At 38.5% G+C, this 24052-nt stretch carries 19 protein-coding genes and 1 tRNA gene; 14 read left to right on the top strand and 6 right to left on the bottom strand.

Translation table 11 applies throughout. From position 1 onward, the window contains the following. Nucleotides 1-66 precede the first annotated feature (66 nt). From PHT93_RS00845 to PHT93_RS00810, 8 genes are all read left to right on the top strand, one after another. On the top strand, nucleotides 67-3585 hold the full coding sequence (locus PHT93_RS00845) for a TonB-dependent receptor (protein ID WP_300238322.1): 3519 nt from the start codon (nucleotides 67-69) through the stop codon (nucleotides 3583-3585). 14 nt (nucleotides 3586-3599) lie between these two features. Then, on the top strand, nucleotides 3600-5441 hold the full coding sequence (locus PHT93_RS00840; protein ID WP_300238320.1) for a RagB/SusD family nutrient uptake outer membrane protein: 1842 nt from the start codon (nucleotides 3600-3602) through the stop codon (nucleotides 5439-5441). 100 nt (nucleotides 5442-5541) lie between these two features. Beyond that, nucleotides 5542-6594 carry a family 43 glycosylhydrolase gene (locus PHT93_RS00835; RefSeq protein ID WP_300238318.1) on the top strand — a complete coding sequence of 351 codons (1053 nt, stop codon included), beginning with the start codon at nucleotides 5542-5544 and terminating at the stop codon, nucleotides 6592-6594. Nucleotides 6595-6615: 21 nt separating this feature from the next. Then, a complete protein-coding gene (locus tag PHT93_RS00830; protein WP_300238316.1) occupies nucleotides 6616-7605 on the top strand; it encodes a glycoside hydrolase family 43 protein in 990 nt (329 codons plus the stop codon). Between the two features lie 123 nt (nucleotides 7606-7728). Next, nucleotides 7729-9282 carry a glycoside hydrolase family 43 protein gene (locus tag PHT93_RS00825; RefSeq protein ID WP_300238313.1) on the top strand — a complete coding sequence of 518 codons (1554 nt, stop codon included), beginning with the start codon at nucleotides 7729-7731 and terminating at the stop codon, nucleotides 9280-9282. 103 nt (nucleotides 9283-9385) lie between these two features. After that, nucleotides 9386-10333: a cysteine synthase A gene (cysK, locus tag PHT93_RS00820; RefSeq protein ID WP_300238310.1), complete on the top strand. Its 948-nt coding sequence runs from the start codon at nucleotides 9386-9388 to the stop codon at nucleotides 10331-10333. 83 nt (nucleotides 10334-10416) lie between these two features. Then, complete coding sequence (gene yaaA / locus PHT93_RS00815; protein ID WP_300238307.1) at nucleotides 10417-11178, top strand: peroxide stress protein YaaA; 762 nt, start codon at nucleotides 10417-10419, stop codon at nucleotides 11176-11178. 45 nt (nucleotides 11179-11223) lie between these two features. Beyond that, complete coding sequence (locus PHT93_RS00810; protein ID WP_300238304.1) at nucleotides 11224-12267, top strand: 6-bladed beta-propeller; 1044 nt, start codon at nucleotides 11224-11226, stop codon at nucleotides 12265-12267. 75 nt (nucleotides 12268-12342) lie between these two features. Here the strand turns inward: PHT93_RS00810 and PHT93_RS00805 are convergent, their stop codons facing one another. Continuing rightward, a complete protein-coding gene (locus tag PHT93_RS00805) occupies nucleotides 12343-13875 on the bottom strand; it encodes a peptide MFS transporter (protein WP_300238301.1) in 1533 nt (510 codons plus the stop codon). A gap of 26 nt (nucleotides 13876-13901) precedes the next feature. Then, entirely contained in the window at nucleotides 13902-14969 is a 1068-nt protein-coding gene (locus PHT93_RS00800; RefSeq protein ID WP_300238298.1) for a DUF4831 family protein, read from the bottom strand. A 204-nt stretch (nucleotides 14970-15173) separates the two neighbouring features. On the opposite strand from PHT93_RS00800, the gene PHT93_RS00795 reads away from it, so the two are divergent. Genes PHT93_RS00795 through PHT93_RS00785 form a run of 3 tightly spaced genes read left to right on the top strand, consistent with a single transcriptional unit; the run spans nucleotide 15174 to nucleotide 18174 of the window. Continuing rightward, on the top strand, nucleotides 15174-15842 hold the full coding sequence (locus tag PHT93_RS00795) for a peptidylprolyl isomerase (RefSeq protein WP_300238296.1): 669 nt from the start codon (nucleotides 15174-15176) through the stop codon (nucleotides 15840-15842). Between the two features lie 26 nt (nucleotides 15843-15868). Then, entirely contained in the window at nucleotides 15869-17218 is a 1350-nt protein-coding gene (locus PHT93_RS00790) for an MATE family efflux transporter (protein WP_300238294.1), read from the top strand. Continuing rightward, on the top strand, nucleotides 17215-18174 hold the full coding sequence (locus PHT93_RS00785; RefSeq protein WP_300238292.1) for a DMT family transporter: 960 nt from the start codon (nucleotides 17215-17217) through the stop codon (nucleotides 18172-18174). Before PHT93_RS00790 ends, PHT93_RS00785 begins: the two co-directional genes overlap by 4 nt. Here the strand turns inward: PHT93_RS00785 and PHT93_RS00780 are convergent. From PHT93_RS00780 to PHT93_RS00765, 4 genes are read right to left on the bottom strand one after another with little or no spacing between them, the layout of a single operon-like run. Then, on the bottom strand, nucleotides 18145-18819 hold the full coding sequence (locus tag PHT93_RS00780; protein ID WP_300238289.1) for an RNA pseudouridine synthase: 675 nt from the start codon (nucleotides 18817-18819) through the stop codon (nucleotides 18145-18147). The two genes, PHT93_RS00785 and PHT93_RS00780, sit on opposite strands and share 30 nt — an antisense overlap. Nucleotide 18820: 1 nt before the next feature. After that, complete coding sequence (fabG, locus tag PHT93_RS00775) at nucleotides 18821-19567, bottom strand: 3-oxoacyl-[acyl-carrier-protein] reductase (RefSeq protein ID WP_300238287.1); 747 nt, start codon at nucleotides 19565-19567, stop codon at nucleotides 18821-18823. Nucleotides 19568-19586: 19 nt separating this feature from the next. Beyond that, complete coding sequence (locus PHT93_RS00770; RefSeq protein WP_300238285.1) at nucleotides 19587-20531, bottom strand: ketoacyl-ACP synthase III; 945 nt, start codon at nucleotides 20529-20531, stop codon at nucleotides 19587-19589. 10 nt (nucleotides 20532-20541) lie between these two features. After that, nucleotides 20542-21135: a TetR/AcrR family transcriptional regulator gene (locus PHT93_RS00765; protein ID WP_300238282.1), complete on the bottom strand. Its 594-nt coding sequence runs from the start codon at nucleotides 21133-21135 to the stop codon at nucleotides 20542-20544. A 151-nt stretch (nucleotides 21136-21286) separates the two neighbouring features. On the opposite strand from PHT93_RS00765, the gene PHT93_RS00760 reads away from it, so the two are divergent. The 3 genes from PHT93_RS00760 to PHT93_RS00750 all read left to right on the top strand — a co-directional run bounded on the left by PHT93_RS00760 (nucleotide 21287) and on the right by PHT93_RS00750 (nucleotide 23976). After that, nucleotides 21287-21358: transfer RNA gene (locus PHT93_RS00760), tRNA-Met, on the top strand. A gap of 949 nt (nucleotides 21359-22307) precedes the next feature. Further along, complete coding sequence (locus PHT93_RS00755; RefSeq protein ID WP_300238279.1) at nucleotides 22308-22517, top strand: hypothetical protein; 210 nt, start codon at nucleotides 22308-22310, stop codon at nucleotides 22515-22517. Continuing rightward, complete coding sequence (locus tag PHT93_RS00750) at nucleotides 22507-23976, top strand: bifunctional UDP-sugar hydrolase/5'-nucleotidase (RefSeq protein WP_300238277.1); 1470 nt, start codon at nucleotides 22507-22509, stop codon at nucleotides 23974-23976. Before PHT93_RS00755 ends, PHT93_RS00750 begins: the two co-directional genes overlap by 11 nt. Nucleotides 23977-24052: the final 76 nt, after the last annotated feature.

Here is a 24052-nt window from a genome sequence, read left to right as displayed (position 1 = left end):
AATATGAAGTATTTTCATAGGACAGGAATATTATGCCCTGTCTTAACACAAAAAAACGTTCGGATTATGAAGTTAATCCTTTTTATTTCAGTAATAATGCTATTTAGACTTTCTGCCACGGAATCACATGGACAAAGTACTAGAATTAGCCTTAAAGTTAACAATTTAACCCTTAAGGAAGTTTTAAAGGGAATTGAAAGTCGGAGTGAATATACATTCTATTATAAAGATGACGTAATTGACACAAACAAGAAAATAAGTATAAATGCTGAGGATGAGAGTATATCAGATATATTATTAAGCATTTTACCAAATTGTGATTTTCAAGTATCAAACAAGAACATCCTTATTACACTAAAACAGAAGTCATCAAGCACAGTACAGGAAGGGAAAAAGATTACAGGGGTTGTTCAGGACATAAAGGGAGAACCTATTATTGGTGCAAATATATTAGTTAAAGGGACCTCTAATGGTGTCATTACAGATATGGATGGGAAGTTCACCTTGTTTAACGTATCAGCAGATGAATTTCTAAAAATCTCATATATAGGTTATCTGGATCAGGAGATTCGTGTAGGATCTTCTGATTCTTTTCTCAATATTGTATTAAAAGAAAACTTACAAGCATTAGAGGAAGTTGTTGTTGTTGGTTACGCCTCACAGAAAAAGGTTAACCTAACAGGATCTGTTGCAAGTATAAATTTTGAAGATGACAAGATGGAACGTCCTGTAACAACCATAGCTTCTTCACTTTCCGGTATGGCTGCAGGTATTAATGTTATGAACACCAGTAGTCAGCCAAACGCAGAAGCGGCCTCAGTACTTATCCGCGGCGCAGGTACGCTAAATAATTCAGCACCTTTAGTTTTGGTCGATGGAATGGAGATGGGTTTAAACGAAATAAACCCAAATGATGTTTCGTCTATTTCTATATTAAAAGATGCTGCTTCTTGCGCTATCTATGGTAATCGTGGAGCTAACGGAGTAATTCTTGTTACAACTAAACGTGGTACGGATGGGAATATTAATGTCTCTTATTCTGGAAAATTTTCATATAACACTCCATCCAAGATAATACGTCAGGTAACAAATTATGCGGATTATATGGAATTTGTCAATGAAGCATATACAAACTCAGGACAAGCTGCAAAATTCTCGCAATCCACAATCAATGAATGGCGTGAAGCTGATAAAAATCCAAATTCATTAAATGAGTATAATTATCCAAATTATGTATCTCATCCTAATACAGATTGGTACGATGAAGTATATCAGCCCAAATGGATGCAGGAGCATACTGTTAGCTTAGTCGGTTCTGAAAAACGCACGTCTTATTCGCTCTCAGGAACATTCTTAGACAACCCAGGTATGGTTATAGAATCCGGAGTAAAGAAATATTACTTCCGTAGCGATATTGAATCAAAAGTAACAGATTTTCTCACAGTAGGAATGCGTGCTTGGGGTTATAACACGGATCAAGAACGTAATAGTATTAGTGATTTGTGGGGATTAAATATGCAAAAAGTTACTCCTGGTGTATATCCATATTATGATGGAATGTACGGAGGTCCGGAAACAAGCGAAGAAGACGGGCAAGCTGGTAATCCATTACTTAACATGAGTAGGAGTCAAGGTTTTTATAAGCAAAGCAAATATTATGTTAATCCATATGTAGAAGTTAAATTTCTTAAAGACTTCAAATTCTCGGCAAACCTCTATTATGACCATTTTACAAATCATCATAAATTCTTACCATCAGAATATAAACAACAGTATAGCTTCAACAGAGGAATGTCTTTAAATACCCCACCAACATCTACGGATTTAAGTACATACAGAGTCTATGATTGGGAACAACGTGACAAAAGTTGGAAAACAAATTTCTTACTAAGCTGGTCACACTCTTTTAGTTTACATGACATTAGTGCTATGACAGGATACGAAGAATACCGAAAATGGGGCGATGAAGTAGATATTAGCAAAGAGGGTATGTCAAGTATTAGTCTAACAGATTTTGATGCAATGACAGATCCATATTATATAAAAGGTAAGTCATTTGAATATTCTTCTCGTTCTCTATTTGGTCGTATAAACTATACATTTGACAATCGTTACCTTTTGGAACTGAATATGCGCTACGATGGTTCATCTCGTTTTTCTCCTGATTCACGTTGGGGATTTTTCCCTTCTCTATCAGCAGGATGGCGTATTTCTGAAGAAGAATTCATGAAAAGCATTGATTGGTTAGACAATTTAAAATTACGTGGATCATGGGGTAAATTAGGTAATAATTCTATTGGCAATTATGAATGGCAGGCGCTTTACGGTTCAGGTTATAACTATATCTTTAATAATAACAAGACCAATGGATTAACAATGACGACCTTCTCTAATTATAATTTAGAGTGGGAAGAAACTGCTATTACTAATATCGGTATGGACTTCAGTTTGTTAAGAAACAGACTAAATGGGACTTTTGAACTTTATAATAAAAAGACCTCCGGCATTTTATACCGTCCCACATTATCAGAAACATTAAACCAATTTACGGCTCCATTACAAAACTTAGCAGGTGTAAACAACAAAGGAATAGAATTGACATTAGGTTGGAATGATAGAGTTGGTGATGTTTCTTATTCTATTTCAACTAATTTCACATACAACAAAAACAGAGTAACTAAGTACAAAGGCAAACTTATTCGTGAGTGGAGAACGGATGAGAACGGAAACAAAGTGTGGTATCAGAACATTGGTGATGTATCTAATGGTGGTACTACCCGTATTCTGGAAGGACATATGATGAATGAGTTCTATATGCTTAATGTATATAGCGGTAACGGTCAATATTTTAATGCAGATGGTTCTGTTAACATTAATGGTGGACCAAAGGATGGTATGATCCGTACAGAAAGTGATATGAACTGGGTACAAGCTATGTTTGACTCTGGTTATAAATTTTATCCAAATCAAGGTATTGGTAAAGACAAAATTTGGTATGGAGACATGATTTATGCTGACTATAACGAAGATGGTATTTATGGAAACGACAACGATTATACTTTCCAGAATGTATCTAGCACTCCAAAGTATTATTATGGTTTACAGGCCAGTGTCTTATGGAAAGGGATTGATTTTTCTATGAGTTGGGCTGGGGCTGCTGGATTTAAGATTGATTACTACAAACAAACACAAAACAGTGTAAATATTACTCATGGATATGGTATAGGAAAAGATGTTGCATACGACCATTATTTCTATGATCCGGAAAACCCGAATGACCCACGTACAAATATCACTTCTCAGACTCCTCGTTTAGTTGGTACTCAAAATAGCGGACAAGCCAATGCAAATAGCTCATGGCATTTGCACAATGGTAACTATATGAAATTAAAAAACCTCACAATTGGCTATACGTTCCCTAAAAGTCTGATCAACAAGGCTTACATTCAAAATGCACGTATATATATATCTGGTGAAAACTTACTTACAATTACGAGTTTCGAAGGTACAGATCCAGAGAGAATGGGAGGAGATGGTTATCTACCGACACGTCAATTCGCTATGGGAGTAAATGTTACATTCTAAAAAATGAGAGTATTATGAAAAAAAATAGATTTAATATTATATATAAAACGACAAAACTTATTTTAGTCATGCTTTGTTCGGGATTCTTCTTTACCGGATGCGTTGATATGGATTTAACTCCCAAAAATCAGCCCAGTGAAGGAGAAGTGTGGAATGATGCAACCATGGCTGAACAAACTGTTACGGGTGTATATGCAGGATTAAATGCACTAATATCAGATTCATACAATATGTGGTTTGATTGTTTTGCGAGTGTTATGGATAGGGATGCCAATTGGCGTAACTTTGGTATGTTATTTGGTTGGCAGACTACATCCGGGGATGGTCCTAAATGGATTTGGCATGATAATTACAAATACATCATTCGTGCAAATGATGTTATATCTAATTTACCTCAGGTCTCAGGTATCCCCGAAGCTACTAAAGCAAGATTAATTTCGGAGTGTAAGTTTCTGCGCGCTTATTGGTATTTTCAGTTGAATATTGTATTCGGAGGTGTACCCTATTATACAGAACCAATAAAAAACATAGAAGAAGCAGAGGGAGAACGTCTTTCTAAAACGCAAACATGGGAAAAGATTATTGAAGATCTGACAGTATGTATTAATGAAACCAATTTACCAGATAAATATTCAAGTGGTGACACTAATTATGGACATGTAACAAAAGGTGCAGCTTATGCTTTGCGTGGAAAAGTGTATCTATGGATGGAAAATTGGGAAGCAGCTGAAGCCGATTTCAAAAAAGTAGGTGACTGTGGTTACAACCTTTTTACAGGAAGTAGTGATGCTTATAAACGTTTATTCAAAGAAGCCAACGAGCAGTGTGATGAAATGATCTTTTCTATCCAATGTATAGAAGAAAGTGGCTATTGGAATGGTAAGAACAGAGGGTACGGAAATCGATGTACTTACGGTTCAATGTGGAATAATTACTTAGTAAATCCGGATTTCGTGGATACTTATGAAGTAGCAGATGGCAGTAAATTTGATTGGAGCGATATCATTCCAGAATACTATTCATTGTCAGTCTCAGAACGTCGTGTGTTTTTCTTACGTGACAATCTGACGGAAACCGAAATTGCTAATGCAAAAGAACAAGGTGCTAACATGAACTATTATCTTCCAAATGGTAACGAAGCACGCATTCGTAAAGCATACGAGAATCGTGATCCTCGTTTAGAAATGAGTGTCATAACACCTTATGCACAATATCTTGGAGGAGATGGTGGTACAGACAATTATTTTACCAGCCGTTATCCTTTTCGTAGTCAATGGATTGAGCAACATAACCCAGACGGCACAACAACGCGTCTCCCTAATGATATCAGAACAGATACGCAAGCAATGTTTTATTACTTGAATCGTAAATTTGTGAGTGAAGGGACATCCGAAGGAAACAACTGGGGATTAGGAATAGACATGCCTTTAATTCGATATGCAGATGTACTACTCAATCTTGCAGAAGCATTGAATGAGCAAGGAAAAACAGATGAGGCTATTTCTATTGTCAATCAGGTTCGTGCGCGTGCAGGAGCTCAGCTATTGAATTCTAACGAACCAACAACAGTAACAGGGCAAGCAGATATGCGCGAACGGATTAGAAATGAACGATATTGGGAATTATTGGGTGAAGACCTGATCTATTTCGATGAATTACGGTGGGGAACATGGAAAGAAAAGAAATTCTCGACCTACAACAACGTTGGAGCCCAAGAAGTAAACGGTCTTCGTCAAATATGGGGACAGGCGACGTATCATTATAGCTGGGGAGGAGAGCACTATTGGTTGTATCCTATACCAGAAAATGAAATGCAAAAGAATCCCAATATGGTGCAAAATACCGGATGGGAATAATCTAAAAACCAACTGAAAAAATTGCATAACACGTCTCAAATGAAGACATTTGTTACGCAATTTTTTCAGTAAACAAACATTACATAAAAGAACATATCGTATGAAGTTTTTCACTACCTTATTCTGCTGTATTCTTTTTGCAGCTTGCGCTAAAAGCGATAACACAGGAAATTCCGGTAAAGAGCCTGTTCCTGAAGTTGATGACAGTCAAATAGCTTATCACAATCCGGTAATTAGAATAGCAGCCCCCGATCCAACGGTCATCCGGGTTAAAGACGGAACGTACTATTTGTATGCAACCGAAGATATTCGTAATGTCCCGATTTTTAAGTCTGAAAACATGATCGACTGGGAAGAAGTGGGTACGGCCTTTACAAAAGAGAGTCGCCCGGACTTTATCGATAATAAAGAAAATCTGCATGCAGCAATATGGGCGCCGGAAATTCAATACGTTAAAAATAAATATGTTTTATTTTATTCGTTGGCCAAATGGGGTAATCATTGGGTAAGCACGGTAGGCTATGCTGTTTCCGATTCACCGGAAGGCCCTTTTGAGGTACAAGGGAAAGTGTTTGATAGCCATGATGTAAATGTAGAAAACTCCATTGATCAGTTTTTCTATGAAGAGGATGGAAAATATTATATGCTTTGGGGAAGTTTCTTTGGGATTTTCATCATGGAGTTAGAGATTACGGATGACATGAAAATTACACCGAAGCTCGAAACGAAGCATCAAATTGCAGGGAATGCATATGAAGGAATAAATCTATGGAAGCGCGACGGCTATTATTATCTGTTCGGATCTACGGGGAGTTGTTGTGAAGGAAAAAACAGCACTTACACAACGGTAGTAGGGCGTTCGAAAGATTTATTAGGCCCCTACGTGAACAAAAAAGGCGAGAAGATGTTGGAAAATGCACACGAGATTGTGTTAAAGAAAAATGATCGTTTCGTGGGTACCGGACATAATGCAATCTTGCAGGAAGATGATGAAAAAAACACCTGGATGTTTTATCACGCCTTTGAGTTAGCTGAATTAAGCAAACAACGTCAGGTCTTATTAGACCGTGTGTTGTGGGATGATCAGGGATGGCCATACGTAGAAAAACAAGAACCTTCATACGGAGCTTTTCGTCCTGTTATCAACAAATAAGAATTTATACCGACAGTATTTATGAAAAACAAGAAATTACTATTTTCCCTATTAGTTATTCTTTTCAGTTCTACAGGATGTAAAGGAGAGACTAATAACGAGAAATCAGAACAGGAAAAACCGAATTCTGTAACTGTGCTATCGAATAGACTGCCTATTGCAGATCCTTACATTTTACTTCATGACAATGTATATTATAGTTATGGAACGGCTGTAGGAAACGGTTTTGACGTCTATTCATCAAATGATCTTGAACATTGGGTGCGTGCCTCCTCTCTTTCTCTAAGCCATACAAACTCGTACGGCGAGAAGTTCTTTTGGGCGCCGGAAGTATATTATGTAGAAAAGGAGAAAAAATTTTATATGTTCTATTCTGCAGAAGAACATATCTGTGTTGCAACATCAGACTCTCCATTGGGTCCGTTTATACAAGACGAGAAAAAGCCGATACGGGAGGAAAAGAGCATTGACACCTCTGTTTTCTTTGATGATAACGGTAAAGCTTATCTGTATTTTGTTCGCTTCAACGATGGCAACGTCATCTGGTGTGCGGAACTAAAAGACAATTTAAAGGAGATAAAAGAAGAAACGCTGACAGAATGTTTCAGGGCGGAGGAACCTTGGGAATTGATTTTGCCGAAAGTTGTAGAAGGGCCTTCTATATTCAAGCAGGATGGTGTTTATTATATGTTGTATTCTGCCAATGGATATACAAGCCAGGATTATGCGGTAGGTTTCGCCACATCAGATTCACCCTATGGACCATGGGTAAAGTATGAAGGGAATCCTGTTTTGCACAAATACGCGGAATTGGAAGGTGTCGGACACGGTGCTCCTTTTTATGACAAAGACGGAAAGATGCATTACATATTTCATGCTCATAACAGTTCTACTGAAGTACAACCGCGGACATCATTTATTGTTGACATGTCAATAAATGACGGTATTATATCGTTGGGTAATAACCTTATCCGTCCGATGGTGGTTGACAAACTTCCGGACAACAAATAGTTCTGTTTTATAATTTCACAATTCATCCCGGCTGAATTATTATTTATTCAGTCGGGATGTTTTTTTTATCTTTACCCAACTTTCTGGACTGAGAATTAAAATAATCAATAAAACTCTTTTTGAATGAACGTAGTAAAGCTTTTCTTTTTTTATTCAATGATCTCTTTTTTATTCGTTGGTTGTAAATTTCAAAGCGCAAAATCGATTGAGGAGGTTAGTACCTATACAAATCCGGTGATTGCCGGTGATTTCCCTGATCCGACTGTTATTAAAGTTGGCGATACTTATTATGCGGCAACTTCGTCATCCGAATGGGCATTGCCTTATCGTTTATTCCAATCGAAGGATCTGGTTAATTGGGAATATATCGGTCCGTTGTTTAAAGAAGTGCCGGAATGGGTTATGGGAAGTTTTTGGGCGCCGGAACTTTATTATCATAATGAAACATTCTACGTTTACTATACAGCCCGAAGAAAATCGGACAAACGTTCTTATATAGGAGTAGCCACCAGCAAAGATCCGAAGGAGGGATTTACCGATCGGGGACTTATCATCGAATGGACAAGCGAAGCTATAGATGCCTATGTTATCGACATAGACAACAAGCCTTATATTACATGGAAAGCATATGGTTTGGATGAAAGACCGATAGAAATATTGGGAGCTGAACTGTCGGAAGACAGACTTAAGGTAACCGGTGAAGCGTTCAGTATGATTACAGCAGAAAGCGATACATGGGAGTACGGAGGCTTTGAAGGACAATGCATTGTAAAGCATGGAGATTATCTTTATATGTTTTACGCCGGTGCAGGTTGTTGCGGAAGAAATTGTAATTATGCGACGGGCGTGGCTCGTTCTAAAACAATAGATGGACAGTGGGAACGATACGAAGGGAATCCTATTCTGTTCGGCGGAGAAACATGGAAATGCTCCGGTCATGGTACATTAGTAGAAACTCCGGACCACCGTTTCTTTTATTTATATCATGCGTATAACGCTGAAACAAATGTACATATCGGACGACAGGTCATGTTGGATGAAATTGTATGGGATGAACAGACAGGCTGGCCTAAATTCAGATATGGTGATACACCTTCTTTACAGGCGGAAACTCCTTTTGCCAATACGATACAACATGCTATTCCGGATTTTAAGGATGACTTTTCATCTTCTACCCTAAAAAAAGAATGGATCTGGGATGTCAGTAAAGATAAACCTCAAACAAAACTTACAAACAAATCAGTACTAGTCAATGCAGATGAAACACCTACCGGAGCATTCTTAGGCCTACAGCTCAAAACAGGCAATTATACTTTTGAGGTAAATGTGGAAAATCAACAGGCAGTGTATTCCGGAATAGCCCTCTACGGTAGCCATAAGGAAGCGATTGGTATATCTGTAAAAGGCTCCATTATAGAATTATGGTCTGTCGAAGAGGGTAAACGTGCGGTTATTACTCAGGCAGAAACAGACCAGCAGGAAATCACCTTGTATCTTTCAACGAGGCATGGCAATGAGTGTCAGTTCGGATGGAAAGATAAAGAAGGGGAACATCCTATCGGTCAGCTACAGAATATCGACCGGTTGCCGCAATGGGACAGACCGGCAAATCCGGGTATTCAGGCTTATGGAAATGGAAATGCTGTATTCAAGAATGTATCTTTAAAATGGGAATAGAGTGATTCTCTTTGAAATATACCATATCTATGGTATTTATCAACAGCATTTCTTCTTGTACATTTGTTGCATAAATAAGTAAGACTATAAAAACGAAATAATTATGGCAAAGATTGCAAAGAAATTAACAGATTTAGTTGGGAACACCCCCTTACTTGAACTTTCAAATTATAATGCTCATAAGAATATTAAAGCAAAGCTAATCGCAAAATTAGAATATTTTAATCCTGCAGGTAGTGTGAAAGACCGTATTGCGTTAGCAATGATCGAAGACGCAGAGCAAAAAGGTCTGCTGAAAGAAGGGTCAACAATTATTGAACCGACCAGTGGTAATACCGGAGTTGGTTTGGCTTTTGTGGCATCTGCCAAAGGATACAATTTGATTCTTACGATGCCGGAAACGATGAGCATCGAACGTCGGAATTTATTAAAAGCTTTAGGTGCTAATTTAGTATTAACTCCGGGCACTGAAGGTATGAAAGGAGCTATTGCTAAGGCAGAAGCCTTACGCCAGGAAACTCCCGGAGCCATTATTCTTCAACAATTTGAAAATGAAGCGAACCCCGAAGTACACAAACGCACTACGGCTTTAGAGGTATGGAATGATACGGATGGCAAAGTGGATATTTTTGTGGCTGGTGTCGGAACAGGGGGAACGATTAGTGGAGTTGGAGAAAAACTAAAGGAACTGAATCCGAATGTTAAGATAGTTGCTGTTGAGCCGGCTGATTCTCCTGTACTTTCAGGTGGAACTCCGGGACCGCACAAAATACAAGGTATAGGTGCAGGATTTGTACCTAAAACTTATCATGGAAATGCTGTAGATCAAATCATCAAAGTATCAAACGATGATGCGATACGTACAAGCAGGGAATTATCAAAAAAAGAAGGTCTGTTAGTGGGAATTTCTTCCGGTGCTGCCACATATGCTGCTACTCAATTAGCGCTTCTTCCTGAAAACGAAGGCAAGACAATTGTAGCTTTGCTGCCTGATACAGGTGAACGTTATCTGTCAACTGTTCTTTATGCTTTTGATGAATATCCGCTATAAGCCCCCAGTAAAACATATATTATTTAAGGCGCACAAAATTGTGCGTCTTTTTTTGTATTTTCGTGTGTACTTATGTTTAAACTATGCTTATACTCCTTTCTCCGGCTAAAACGATGAGTGGAACATCAAAGACAAATGCTCCTGCTATTACTGTTCCTTTTTTTCAGAATGAAGCGAATGAAATTGCTGTAAATATGGCGCAGTTCTCCATAAAAGAACTGGAGACAAAACTCAAACTGAGTCCCAAATTAGCATTGGAAAGTTTTCAGCGTTTTCAGGAATTTTATTCTCCCGACACACCCTCTCTTCAGGCGATTTTAGCTTATACGGGAGTTGTTTTCAAGCACATCAATCCACAGGATTTTCAAACGGAAGATTTCCTTTTTGCACAGGATCACCTTCGTTTTGTTTCTATTTGCTATGGGGTATTACGTCCTTTTGACGGCATAAAACCCTACCGTATGGAATACGATATTCGCCTGCCGGAATTGGGAACAGGAAATATGTATGCTTATTGGCGTGAAAGACAAACGACGCATTTGATCGAAGAAGTAAAAAAGACCGGAGGAATCCTTTTTAATTTGGCAAGCATGGATGTTCAACCGGCATTTGATTGGAAAAAAGTAGAAGAATCCGTTCGTGTTATTACTCCGGATTTCAAAGTGGTTAAAAACGGTAAAGCCAAAACGGTTGTTATCTATGCGAAGATGGCACGTGGACAAATGACACGACATATTATTAAAAACAAAATTATTGATCCTGAACAGTTAAAAGGGTTTTCGTGGGAGGGCTATCATTATATGGATGAGGAATCGGATGAAAACCACTGGACTTTTTTGCAATAAATGTATTTTACTTTCGTTTTTATAGTGATAGAAAACTAATTAGAAATGAAAAAAACATTCGTTTTCCTCTTCCTTTTCCTGGTTGTACTTTACGGTAAACAAGGATATGAGTTTTTTACCTCAAACGTAGTAAATGCGTGTTTGTTATCCGGAAATCTATCCGATATAGCAGAAGAAGTGATTGCTATCCCTCTCCAAAAAAGTAAAGAATACAATATCCGTAATGCCAAGCATATACGACAAGAAGGGGATAATCTCTTCCTTGTCTGCAATGAAACAATCTATCGTTTTAACAGGAAAGGTGAATTTATGAATGCCATCACAAATCCGGAAGAGATTAAAGTAGGTGGTTACATAATTGACAAACGAAAACAAGAACTTATCGCTTTTGGCAACGATAATGATATTCATTATTACACCTTCAGCGGTGAATTAGTGGAAACCAAGAAACTTAAAAACAACCTGTCCGGCGATCGGGTCTATTCGATGACAATGCGCGGCGAACAAATATGGACGGCTGAGGAGTCTGTTACGTATAACTCCGACACCAATCAAATAAAGATGGAAGTGTCAGCCGTAAAATATGATACTTCTTTTACTGAATTAGAAAGAAAGAGAATTGTATCTGCTGATATGGGACGGGAGAAATCTATAACGACTTGTCAGAATGCGGAGCTTTGCATTAATAAAGACACAGGGGACATATACTTGTATAACCCACCGCTATCTCCGGAATATTTATTGAGTGACACATTATACTTACGGCATCATTATGCTCTCAAAAATCCAGATTGCATAACGATGTATCCGATGCGAATGGGGAGCCGCTTCTGGTTGGCCATGACAGAACACAATCCTGAACCTTTGCAGAATTACCTGTTTTGCTATGATACTTATACGAATAAAGTATGGCAATTGACTGATGGTTTTGATGATAATTATTATGGAACGGGTACTATCAAGCACCTCTATGCGATGGACAATTATAATCAACATTATTATTACTGTAAATCCGGAGCAGAGGTTAGTAAGTCTTTCCCCGAAGAGAAGGATGATCTAATTGTGTTTATCGTTAAACTGAAAGCATAAGCGATTAATCGGACAATAACAAAAAAGGAGATGTCTCAAGTGAAACATCTCCTTTTTTGTTATTTTATGCGGTCTCTATTTTGCCACTCTTTCCAACCATTTCAACATGGCTAACATGGTGAACATAGACACAAGACAAGCTACGACAAAAACAGACCAGGTTGCCCAGATAGGAATACTCTGATACAAGATTACGCCAATGAATAACAACTGATTACCCAAAGCTGTTGCACCAAGCCAACATCCTTGCATAATACCCTGTAAGTGCGGAGGCGCTACTTTGGATACAAAGGCTATTCCCAGCGGACTGATGAAGAGTTCAGCAATGGTAAGAATCAGATAAGTTCCGATTAACAGAAATGGCGTTACACGCGCAGCATCATTCAAGCCACCGGCAGCGATTCTTTCGGCATCTGTAGGAAGGCCTAAAGAACCGATTGTCATAACGGCAAATGCTAATGCTGCTATACCCATACCAACAGCAATTTTCTTCGGTGTTGACATTTCGATACCTTTTGCCTTCATCCATCCAAAGAAAGCGATAACAATAGGGGTCAGGAATACGACGAAGAATGGATTAAAAGTCTGGAACACTTCAGCTCCTTCCAAAGAGGTAAATCCAAGATCAAGTTTTAACAGCTTGGTAAAATCGTTCGCAAACAAAGTCAGCGTTTGGCCGTTTTGGTGAAATGAAAACCAGAAAAATATAACTACTGCAAAAACCGCAAACAATGCATATAAACGCTGTTTAACTTCTGCCGCATCCATTTTTACTTCTTCAGTCTGACTTCCTGTTTTCTGAACAGCTTTCATTGCAGGATCAGGCAAACCGTTCTTACTAATAATAAAGACAACCAAAGAAATCAACATAGCAGCAATAGCTAAACCAAAAGAATAATGGTATCCTGTTAAAAACACATTCAGGTATTCATGCGCAAAAGCCGCAATATCTGATGTATTTCCGCCTACAGTAGCCGCTAATTCAGTCAAACGATCCATTGCCTGCGGAGAGATAGTTCCACTAACATATTGATTACATAGGGCAGGAAGGTCAGCATTAAAATCAAATCCGTTACTTTTAACCCACCAGTTTCTTAATCCCACAGCCATAAGCGGAGCAAACATCGCTCCGACATTAATAAACATATAGAATATCTGGAAACCGGTTTCGCGTTTATCGGAATATTTCGGGTCATCGTATAACTGACCGACTACAGCCTGAAGGTTTCCCTTAAACAAACCATTACCAAAAGCAATAGCAAATAATCCTAAACAAGTTACACCTAATATCAGATTATATCTTTCAGCAGGAATCGGAGTCTCTGTAGGAATTGCAAGAATTACATACCCCAATGTCATTAAAATCAATCCTACGAGTATTGTTCCTTTGTATTTCTTCGTTTTATCAGCGATTAAGCCTCCCACTAAAGCTAACAGATAAATACCGGCATAGAAAAACGAATAGATAAGAGAACCTGTGGATCCTTCAAATCCGAATTTGTTATTCAGGAACAACAAGAGAATAGCCATCATTACGTAAAAGCCAAAGCGCTCCCCCATATTTGACAGAGAGGCGGCTAACAATCCTTTAGGATGATTTTTTAACATTGTTTTTTAGGTATTATAGTTTATACTTATTGAATTATCTGCTTTATCGCACCGGTTTCCGGGTAGAAATAAACTTTCACAGGAGACTTTTTATCTTCAAACATTACCGGAGCAAGTCCTTCTTGCGTCCCGAACTGGGTTATCTGAACTTCACCTTTATATAAGGTTCTTTTATTCATAGTTATCTCTACATTGGCTTTTCCCGGAAGGTTATAAATAATCCCTTTCATTGATTTAGCTTTGCGAGCAGCCTCTTTTTCATCCAACACCGGAGCTCGTTCCGTTGCTTTCAGGTTCAGATAAACAGGAGTACCACCCAAATCATCCGCATCTACAATACCCAAAAGTGAAGAAAAACGGAAAATCACCTCTTTGTCTAAATCATCATTCGGTATAATGGTTACATCGTAATCAGAAACTTCTTCAACAACAATTCCTGTAAATAGATTCGTCAAAGCTTTTTCCTGTTCTTCTAATTGCTGTATGACCAATTTCATGGCTTCTCCATCAGGAGGAAGATTGTCCGCATCACCGGTCAGGATATTCAGACGACTTTCACGGATCCTATAAATCTGTTTTGCCGCCACTTCCGCCTGCTTAGCCACAGACCCTGCCATCAGAAGTTCTTCGGAATAAACAGAAGCATCTGCAACCTTTACCGGTTGTTTCTTATTCTTTTTAGCAATTTCCAATTCGGATTCCTGAGGAGTATATTCCGCATTAATGGAACACAACAGACCTTCTTCAGTAAGATAGGCATAAGGAGCGACTGTCCCTGATTTAAATTCTACAATATACGTCTGGTCAGAATCCGGAATTCCTTTATTAAAAAGAGAGACCTTAAGTAATTCATAGTACACCTTATCTTCTGTAACAATATCTTTTACTCCCAGATACTTTTCAGCATACTTATAATAGGGTCCGGCCTTACATGTATATTTCTTCACTTCAGCATTTACGATCAGCGAAGTTTTCGGCAACGAGTAAGTTATTCCAAAATTATTACTTTTCAGCGCATTTCTTTTCACCACTTTTGTCTGCGAGAAAAGAGGTAGTGAAATCAATAAACTTACCGCTATTATTAAATTCTTCATTTCCAATTTGTATTATATCAATATAAAGATTCTACAAATCTATAAAAAAAGTCTATAACTTGCATAACAAGCCCTTATAAGAAGCATATACTATCAAACATAAAATCAACACAAATTCCTGTCTGACCTGATTTAACTCGTTTGTAAGAGAAAAATACCATTTATTTTGTATTTTTGCACTATACAACAAATAAAGTCCAATATATGAAAGCCTTGTTCTCCCTCTTTGTTGCAGCTATATTAAGTAGTGTTTTCACCCTACAGGCTCAGGAAACAGAAACGCTTGTTCTTATTGACACTGATATGGGGAAAATAAAGGTGAAACTTTATAATGAAACGCCTCAACACCGCGATAATTTCATTAAACACATCAACGAGAAGACGTATGACGGGTTACTCTTTCACCGGGTGATCAAGCAATTTATGATTCAGGCAGGAGATGTTACTTCTAAAGATGCTCCAATGGATAAAGAACTTGGAAGTGGGGATTTAGGTTATACTGTACCTGCTGAAATCGTTTATCCTCAATATTTCCATAAATGGGGAGCTTTGGGCGCTGCGCGCACAGGCGATGAAGAAAACCCCGAAAGAGCTTCTTCGGCGACTCAGTTTTATATTGTGACAGGAAAATTCTTCACAGAAATGGAGTTAAACAAGATGGAAAAAGAAAAAAACATCAAACTGACGCCGGAAGAACGTGATGCTTATATGCATTTAGGCGGTGCGCCTCATTTAGATAATAAATATACTGTTTTCGGGGAGGTAGTAAGCGGAATGAAGGTGGTTGACAAAATTCAGTTTGTCCCAACTAACGAAAAAGACAGACCGCTTAAAAATATCAAGATTAAATCCGTAACGATAGTCAAAAAATAACGAATACGGAGGTTGCTGCAAACTTCATGTCCAAACTTTCAACGTATAAGAGTCATTATAAACAAATAATAAGACTCGGCATTCCTATTATGCTGGGGCAGTTGGGTATTATCATTGTCGGATTTGCCGATAATATTATGGTTGGTCATCATAGTATGGAAGAGTTAGCCGCTGCTTCATTCGTTAATAATTTCTTTACGTTAGCCTCTATTTTCGGAATGGGATTTTCCTATGGGTTGACTCCCATTATCAGCCAATTGACAGCTCAAAAAGAACTTCACTCGGCAGGAGCCACTTTAAAGAACAGCCTGTTCAGCAATTTTCTTATCAGCATTGGGTTGGTTATTGCCATGACAATTCTTTTATTAAACATACACAACCTTAATCAGCCTGAAGAATTAATCCCTCTGATTATACCTTATTTTCTATTGCAACTTATTTCCATTCCTTTTGTGATGTTGTTTAACGGTTTCAAACAATTCAACGATGGTATGGGGGATACGTTAACTCCAATGTGGATTATGCTTGGAGCTAATGTGGTGAATATAATCGGGAATTATCTTTTCATCTATGGAAAGTTCGGGTGTCCGGAGATGGGATTGAATGGAGCAGGCGTAGCAACGTTGGTTTCGCGTGTATTAATGCTCGCTATATTCTGTTTCTTATTCTTCTTTCATCCGAAATACAGAACATTCCGCAACGGATTCAGAGAGGCATTTATCAATCGGGAATCACAAGGTTTACTTTTCCGGATGGGTTTTCCGGTTGGAGTACAAATGGGAGTTGAGAGCGCCTCATTCAGTTTAAGCGTACTTATGATGGGATGGATAGGCAGTATTGCCCTGGCAGCACATCAGATTGTCGGAGTAGTCACAACGATCGGTTTTATGGTTTACTACGGAATAGGTGCAGCCGTAGCCATTCGGGTAAGTATGTGCAGAGGACAGAATGATCCACTAAACATACGTCGTTCGGCCTTCGCGGGATTGCATATTATGATGTTATTTGCCTGTATGGTTATGCTTATCATCTTCATATGCCGTAATTTTATGGGATACCTGTTCACTGACAATGAGGATGTGGTTAAGATGGTAGCATTGTTAGCCTTTCCGGTCATTCTATATCAGATTGGAGACGGATTACAGATATTATTTGCCAATGCATTGAGAGGTATTGCAGATGTAAAATTCCTCGCGTATTCAGCCTTTGTTTGTCATTTCGGGATAGCTTTGCCAATAGGTTATTTCTGTGGTTTTGTGATGGATTGGGGGGCTTTAGGCATTTGGTGCGGATTCCCAATTAGTCTAACGGTATTAGGACTTGTTCTCTGGTCCCGGTTTAATAGAAAAACAAAACAAATGATTGAAACAAAATGAAAACAGCAAATTATAAGGGACATCTGGCTATGTTGGGTGCAAATATCCTTTGGGGATTAATGGCACCAATATCCAAAAGTGTTTTATCTTCTGAATTGGTGGATGCCATATCGCTCACAACATTTCGCTTAGTAGGTGCCGCTACTCTATTTTGGATTGCGTCTTGTTTTACAAAAAAGGAAGAAGTAAGCTCTCAGGATATGGTACGGCTCTTTTTTGCAGCCTTACTCGCCATCGTATTCAACCAAGGCTCGTACGTAATGGGTGTATCACTCACCTCTCCTATTAATGCAACGATTATAACAACTACAAGTCCGATCATCACCATGATAATTGCAGCACTTTATCTGAAAGAACCCATCACAGGAATGAAGATTTCCGGACTATTTATTGGGGCATCAGGTGCTTTACTCCTCATTTTAAGCAGTAATCAGGCAATAGCGGGTAGTGCAGGAAATATCTGGGGAGATTTACTTTGTTTTATGGCTCAATTCAGTTATTCAATTTATTTTGTTTTGTTCAAAGGGCTGATCAGCCGCTATTCTCCTGTTACGCTGATGAAATGGATGTTTATGTACGCCTCGATCTGCTGTATCCCGTTTTCTTACGATCATATAACAGCTATCGACTTTACAAGTTTGTCTCCCACTATTTATTGGGGCATAATATATGTTGTTGTAGGCGGGACATTTATCCCCTATTTTCTTGTTCCGATCGGGCAACGCCTGTTGCGTCCTACGGTGGCGATTATGTACAATTACATGCAACCGATAGTCGCTTCTACAGTAGCCATTCTTTGGGGTATGGATACTTTCGGATTAGTAAAATCACTTGCCGTTGTGCTCGTCTTTTCCGGAGTTTATTTTGTAACGAAGAGTAAATCAAAAGCACAAATGGAGACAGAAATGGAAATAAAAAAAGCCGGATCAAAGTCCGGCAGTGATACTATGCCATAAATTATCATCGGGCACAGAAGCGACAATTTTAACAGGCTGTTTAGACACGGGATGAATAAACTCCGCACTACGTGAATGCAGACTGATACCTCCATCTTTATTTGAGCGATCCGCGCCATATTTCAAATCGCCCTTAATCGGACATCCTATCTTTGCCAACTGACAGCGTATCTGGTGATGACGTCCTGTCTTCAAATCAACTTCAAGCAAATAATAGTTATCCGAAGCAGCAATAAGTTTATAATGCAGAATTGCTTTTTTAGCGTCCGGTTTTTCGGTATCGTAAGCATAACTCTTGTTCTGTTTCTCATTTCGAACCAACCAATGAACAAGTTCACCCTCTTCCTTCGGCGGACGTTTTTTTACAATAGCCCAATAAGTCTTCCTGATTTCACCGTTCCGAAACATCTCATTCAGACGAGGCAGCGCCTTGCTCGTTTTGGCAAATAAAACAAGACCGCTTACCGGGCGGTCCAAACGATGAGTAACCCCGACATAAACATTTCCGGGTTTGCAATACTTCTCTTTCAGCCACACTTTAAGCATGTCTGAAAGAGGAGTATCACCTGTTTTATCTCCTTGAACAATCTCGCTACAGGTTTTATTTACAGCGATCAGATGATTGTCTTCGTAGATAACTTCCATATTATGTATTCATTCCTCCGCAAACATGGATAACCTGTCCGGTCACATAAGAAGAAAGATCAGAAGCTAAATACAAAGCAGTATTTGCCACATCCTCCGGCGTACCGCCACGACGTAAAGGAATTTGTTTAGCCCATTCAGCTTTCACTTCTTCCGAAAGAACGGCAGTCATGTCCGTAATAATAAAACCCGGAGCAATCGCATTCGCGCGGATTCCACGTGAGCCAAGCTCCTTTGCCACACTCTTTGCCAATCCTATCATACCAGCCTTGGATGCAGAATAATTACTTTGTCCGGCATTCCCTGAAACACCTACAACAGAAGCCATATTAATAATGCTACCTGTTCTTTGTTTCATCATAACCGGAGTAAGCGCATGAACAAAATTAAAGGCAGATTTCAGGTTTACATTAATAACCATATCCCATTGTTGTTCAGTCATACGCATCATCAAACCATCACGCGTAATACCCGCATTATTCACCAGAATATCTACACGACCAAAATCTTTCACTATTTCAGCAACAACATTGTGGGCATCTTCAAAATTAGCGGCATTAGAAGCGTAACCTTTTGCTTTTACACCAAAGGCTTCTATTTCTTTCTGGGTAGCCAGACCGTTTTCATCGATATTCAAATCGGTAAATGCAACATTCGCTCCTTCCGAGGCAAATTTTAGCGCAATCGCCTTACCAATACCACGAGCAGCTCCGGTAACTAAGGCCACTTTTCCTTCCAGTAACTTCATAATTTTATTATTAAATTGTTCAACATTTAATCAAACAAGCTCCGGCCGAATATCCCCCACCGAATACGGTCAGGCAGATTATATCTCCGGATTTATACTTATCCGTATTCTGCGCATAAACCAAAGCACAACTAACCGAACCGGTATTACCCAATTCTTCTATATTATGTAATACCTTTTCTTCCGGCAGGTTCAACTGCTTTGCGATATTAGCCATAATACGCATATTCGCCTGATGACCGATCAAATAAGTCAGGTCATCTAATGAATAGCCATTGTTTTCCAGCAATCGAAGTGCATTTTTCGGCATATACGTACAAGCCTGAATAAACACATCTTTCCCTTCCGGCATCATGATACCACCATCTCTCGGGCGAAGCTGTACTCCTTCAGGGCCTTTACTTATATGCCCAAGACCTTCGGTATAAACCTCTACAATCTGAGGTTCATTCTCAGCCTGACGTTCTTTTGAAATAAAGAAAGCCACTGCTGCATCTCCCCATAGGTGCCCCGCTTTGGGGTCTGTCTCATTATAATAAGCAGAATTTTTATCTGCAGAAACAATCAATGCTTTTGAGGCTTTCCCCATAGCAAAATATCCTTCCACCACTTCAAGCGCATTAACAAAAGAAGAACAGGCTGAGGAAAGATACAGCGCCTTAGCATTTTCAATAGAAAATTCTCGTTGAGACACATGCGCACCGGTCGCTACTGTATCATAAGGAGAATACGACGCAGAAATAATCAAATCCACCTCTTTTATATCATAAGGTAAATTCGGGATCGCATTTCTGATCGCCTCTAATCCCATCGTATTAATATTCTCATCCTCTCTCGCCTTCGAACGGGTCATTATCCCCGTTCTTTGTTCAATCCACTCACTTGTTAAGCCATTTAAATTAAGGAAGTGTTGATTGTGTACCCTCTCTTCAGGCACATAATACCCAGTTGCGTTAATAAACATCCTAATATCTTTACTTAATCCTTATTCCGTTGAATATTAAATTCATCACGTTATCTCGTCTCTTAATTCTCTGTGATATCGTATCCCCCATCCGCCCACGTATATAAGGAACTTCAAGTCCTTTCAATGCATGATGTAGTACAAGGGCTGTAATATCTACATCGGGCATACTGAAAACACCTTCCTTCACACCATCGGCAAGAATACTTTTGATTATTTCAATCTCACGCAGGTCAAAACTTTTTCTTACTTTTTCCACACGCCAGATGTCCCTGAAAAAAGTTGCGCGTAATGTCCCATTTCTAAAAACAATAGCCTTTACAGCATCCAACCTTGCATAAATAAAAGACAATAGTTTCTCATCAGCCGGCAATTCTTTTGCTGCTACCTCAAGCAACATCTTATGTAGTCTATCCAATTCGGATTCGACAACGGCCAGATATATTTCATTTTTGCTTTTAAAATAAGTATAAAGGGTTCGTCTTCCTTTACGCGAGGCTTGTGCAATATCATTCATAGTTGTATTGTCCACTCCTGACCTTGCAAATAATTGCCTGGCCACATCAACAAGCATATCTCGTGTCTTAGAAACTGTCATCGGCATTATACTGCACAATTTGATTGAATATGTGCGCAAAGTACTCAAAAAAGATTGTATCTTCCAAGAAGATTAAAAAAAACTTGCATTTAATTTGTTTCATTCAGAATATTCCTTACCTTTGCACTCGCAATCACAGAGGTGACAGCAACTAAATCGCGGAGTGGAGCAGTGGTAGCTCGTTGGGCTCATAACCCAAAGGTCGTAAGTTCGAGTCTTGCCTCCGCAACTATCAAGAAAAGCAATCGATTATCGGTTGCTTTTTTTGTTATATACTATCCGCAAAAAGGCCTGATCTATAGCAGGCTTTCATCCTTAAAACCAAACTGTATAGCTTAAGTTTATGACATTGGTTTAGAGACTACGCTGAGCAGAGGCTTCCAACAAAATCAATATCGTTCATATTCTTGATTTACAACACATTAAAATCAATCGAATAGTTTTGGTTTCTTGTGTTTTATTTTGACAAATAGCTACTTTTTCCAGCCTTTTACTTACGCGTGAAAAAATGTCCATCCTTGTTTTTTGATTTATAGCATCGTTTTAGACCAATAAATATTGTATTTAGACTAAAACAGCCCGTTTTTTTCAGAAAATATAAAGGATATTTTCTGAAAAATATCCTTTATATTCAAAAAAAGAATAGAATCTTTTTCCAAAAAGAATAGGGAGATTTTATCCATTGCCTTTTTTTGTTCAATTTTGATAATTCAAAAAAAACGGGCATGCCGTATCGTACGTTTTAAGTGCGGTTTTTCAGTGTTTGTTTTTCGGGTACATATATTGTCATTTTGTTTAATAAAGCGCGTTAAAACAACGCTATTGAAGCCGACGACAATTTGTCTGAAAATGACAAATTTTGCTATTATTTTGTTTTTTATTTTGCTTTTTTATATTTGCTGTCCATGATTCGTTTTACCTTATCGAGGTAATCCCATTAAAAACGACATAATCCAAGTGTAATAACAACCGGGGTTTCGGACTGATCCCCGAAAACAACTCTTGTAATAAACTGATAATCAATGATGTATTTTAGAAAAGAATATAAAGGATATTTTTTCAATTATATCCTTTATATTTTTCGCGTAATACTATTCGCAAAATTTCGTTTACAATGACACAAATAAGTAGCATAATTTTAGTATTATTACCGTCCCAAATAATTATACAATTTGAAGATGAAAGTGATTGTAAACAAAAAAGAGATTGAAATTTTTAATGGAGCAAAGGTTGCTGATGCTATACGGCTGTATTATAGTTTAAAAACAAAGAAAACTACGTCAGAATTCCCAATCGTGGAAGATGCATTCGGTAATGGTCTTGATGCGGACGGCAGACTTTCAGAGGGAGATAGGTTATTTATTAAAGAAAACGAGGATGAAAAGTAAAATTCTTTTATTTATTGGTCTGGCTATTGCCTTTGGCAGTTGTAAGACAAGCAAAAAAACAGTTGCCAAAGAGAGTGAAAATCAAACAGTAGAAATACTTGCGGTTAATGATATCCATGCCAATATAGATAATTTCCCTCGTTTTGGCTTTATGGTGGATAGTTTACGGGCTATCTATCCGGATCTGTTACTTTTTTCTGCGGGAGATAATCAGACCGGCAATCCGGCAAATGATCAATATAGTCCCAAGGGATTACCCATGATAGAACTTATGAATGCCCTGAAATTTGACGTGACAGCGGTGGGAAATCATGAGTTTGACGCGGGACAAAAAGGATTTGCTTTTTTAACTGAACAATCTCACTTTCCTTATCTCTGTGCCAACGTCAGCAATTACGAGGCAAGCGGAATAAAAATAAAGCCTTATCATATTATATCTATGGATAACGGGGTCAAATTAGCGATATTCAGTCTCTTATCCATCAATAGCGGGGGCATCCCCGACTCCCACCCGATGCATTTGGAGGGATTACAGTTCCAGCGTCCGGAAAATATCTGCCCTGATTATTATGATCTGGCAAAAAAGAACAATTGTGATGCGTTGATCTTATTAAGTCACGTAGGCTTCGAAGGGGATGTTAAATTGGCAGAACAAGCACCTCAGGGATCAATTGACCTCATCATCGGAGGACATACACACACGACGGTTAAAGACGAAAAATACATCAATAATATATTAATTACGCAATCCGGGAGTAAATTAAGATATATCTCGCTCATCAAGTTGACAATAAAAGATAAACAGGTGATTGGACGCAGCATGGAATTGCTCCCTATCAACAAAAAAGGGAATGAACGTGCAGACATACGTAGCATGGTAGATAAATACAACGACAACCCATCATTAAACGTCACCGTCGCTGTCGCCGAAGACGATTTTTCTTCACCTGATAAAGTGGGCTATCTGATGGTAGATGCCTTACGTTCTAAAACAAATGCAGATATTGCGTTAATTAATCCGGGCGGAATACGTATAGGTTATTTAGACAAAGGCAATGTCACAGTAATGGATGTTTACAAAATGGATCCGTTCGGTAATGAAATTACATTATTTAATCTCACAGGAGAGGAACTCAAATCTCTGCACATTTCAGCATTCAAATCGGATGTTAAATCGCCCATGTGTCCTTCTGGTATCCAATCGGTATATACATTAAATCCGGATGGTTCGATAAAAGAGATTGAATTCTTTACTGAATCGGGAGAGCCATTGGATATGAACAAGACCTATTTGGTTGCAATGAATAGCTACATGTCTGCTGCCTATCGCTTCGATCATAAAGATCCGGGAAAGTCGCTTTTCAGGACAACAGCAGAGAGCATGATCGAATATCTCAAGGAACTAAGAACAATACCGAGTTACCGGAATGAACAACGGACAAAGGTCATAAAAGAATAGAACCTTTGTTATTCTTTTTCATAAAAGAAATATCTTCAAAGTAATTAAGAAACGCTTTGAGGATATTTTTTATGAG

The organism is Massilibacteroides sp. (assembly GCF_028705895.1).
Taxonomy (GTDB): domain Bacteria; phylum Bacteroidota; class Bacteroidia; order Bacteroidales; family Tannerellaceae; genus Massilibacteroides.
This window is presented reverse-complemented; position numbering and strand designations above follow the sequence as displayed.

Bases quoted from the DNA above. Each gene is read 5' to 3' on its own strand.
- PHT93_RS00825 (WP_300238313.1), top strand. From the start codon at position 7,729: ATGAACGTAGTAAAGCTTTTCTTTTTTTATTCAATGATCTCTTTTTTA.
- PHT93_RS00785 (WP_300238292.1), top strand. From the start codon at position 17,215: ATGAAAACAGCAAATTATAAGGGACATCTGGCTATGTTGGGTGCAAAT.
- PHT93_RS00830 (WP_300238316.1), top strand. From the start codon at position 6,616: ATGAAAAACAAGAAATTACTATTTTCCCTATTAGTTATTCTTTTCAGT.
- PHT93_RS00750 (WP_300238277.1), top strand. From the start codon at position 22,507: ATGAAAAGTAAAATTCTTTTATTTATTGGTCTGGCTATTGCCTTTGGC.
- PHT93_RS00780 (WP_300238289.1), bottom strand. From the start codon at position 18,819: ATGGAAGTTATCTACGAAGACAATCATCTGATCGCTGTAAATAAAACC.
- PHT93_RS00840 (WP_300238320.1), top strand. From the start codon at position 3,600: ATGAAAAAAAATAGATTTAATATTATATATAAAACGACAAAACTTATT.
- PHT93_RS00765 (WP_300238282.1), bottom strand. From the start codon at position 21,135: ATGCCGATGACAGTTTCTAAGACACGAGATATGCTTGTTGATGTGGCC.
- PHT93_RS00800 (WP_300238298.1), bottom strand. From the start codon at position 14,969: ATGAAGAATTTAATAATAGCGGTAAGTTTATTGATTTCACTACCTCTT.
- PHT93_RS00835 (WP_300238318.1), top strand. From the start codon at position 5,542: ATGAAGTTTTTCACTACCTTATTCTGCTGTATTCTTTTTGCAGCTTGC.
- PHT93_RS00805 (WP_300238301.1), bottom strand. From the start codon at position 13,875: ATGTTAAAAAATCATCCTAAAGGATTGTTAGCCGCCTCTCTGTCAAAT.
- PHT93_RS00845 (WP_300238322.1), top strand. From the start codon at position 67: ATGAAGTTAATCCTTTTTATTTCAGTAATAATGCTATTTAGACTTTCT.
- PHT93_RS00810 (WP_300238304.1), top strand. From the start codon at position 11,224: ATGAAAAAAACATTCGTTTTCCTCTTCCTTTTCCTGGTTGTACTTTAC.
- PHT93_RS00795 (WP_300238296.1), top strand. From the start codon at position 15,174: ATGAAAGCCTTGTTCTCCCTCTTTGTTGCAGCTATATTAAGTAGTGTT.
- PHT93_RS00770 (WP_300238285.1), bottom strand. From the start codon at position 20,531: ATGTTTATTAACGCAACTGGGTATTATGTGCCTGAAGAGAGGGTACAC.
- PHT93_RS00790 (WP_300238294.1), top strand. From the start codon at position 15,869: ATGTCCAAACTTTCAACGTATAAGAGTCATTATAAACAAATAATAAGA.
- fabG (WP_300238287.1), bottom strand. From the start codon at position 19,567: ATGAAGTTACTGGAAGGAAAAGTGGCCTTAGTTACCGGAGCTGCTCGT.
- yaaA (WP_300238307.1), top strand. From the start codon at position 10,417: ATGCTTATACTCCTTTCTCCGGCTAAAACGATGAGTGGAACATCAAAG.
- PHT93_RS00755 (WP_300238279.1), top strand. From the start codon at position 22,308: ATGAAAGTGATTGTAAACAAAAAAGAGATTGAAATTTTTAATGGAGCA.
- cysK (WP_300238310.1), top strand. From the start codon at position 9,386: ATGGCAAAGATTGCAAAGAAATTAACAGATTTAGTTGGGAACACCCCC.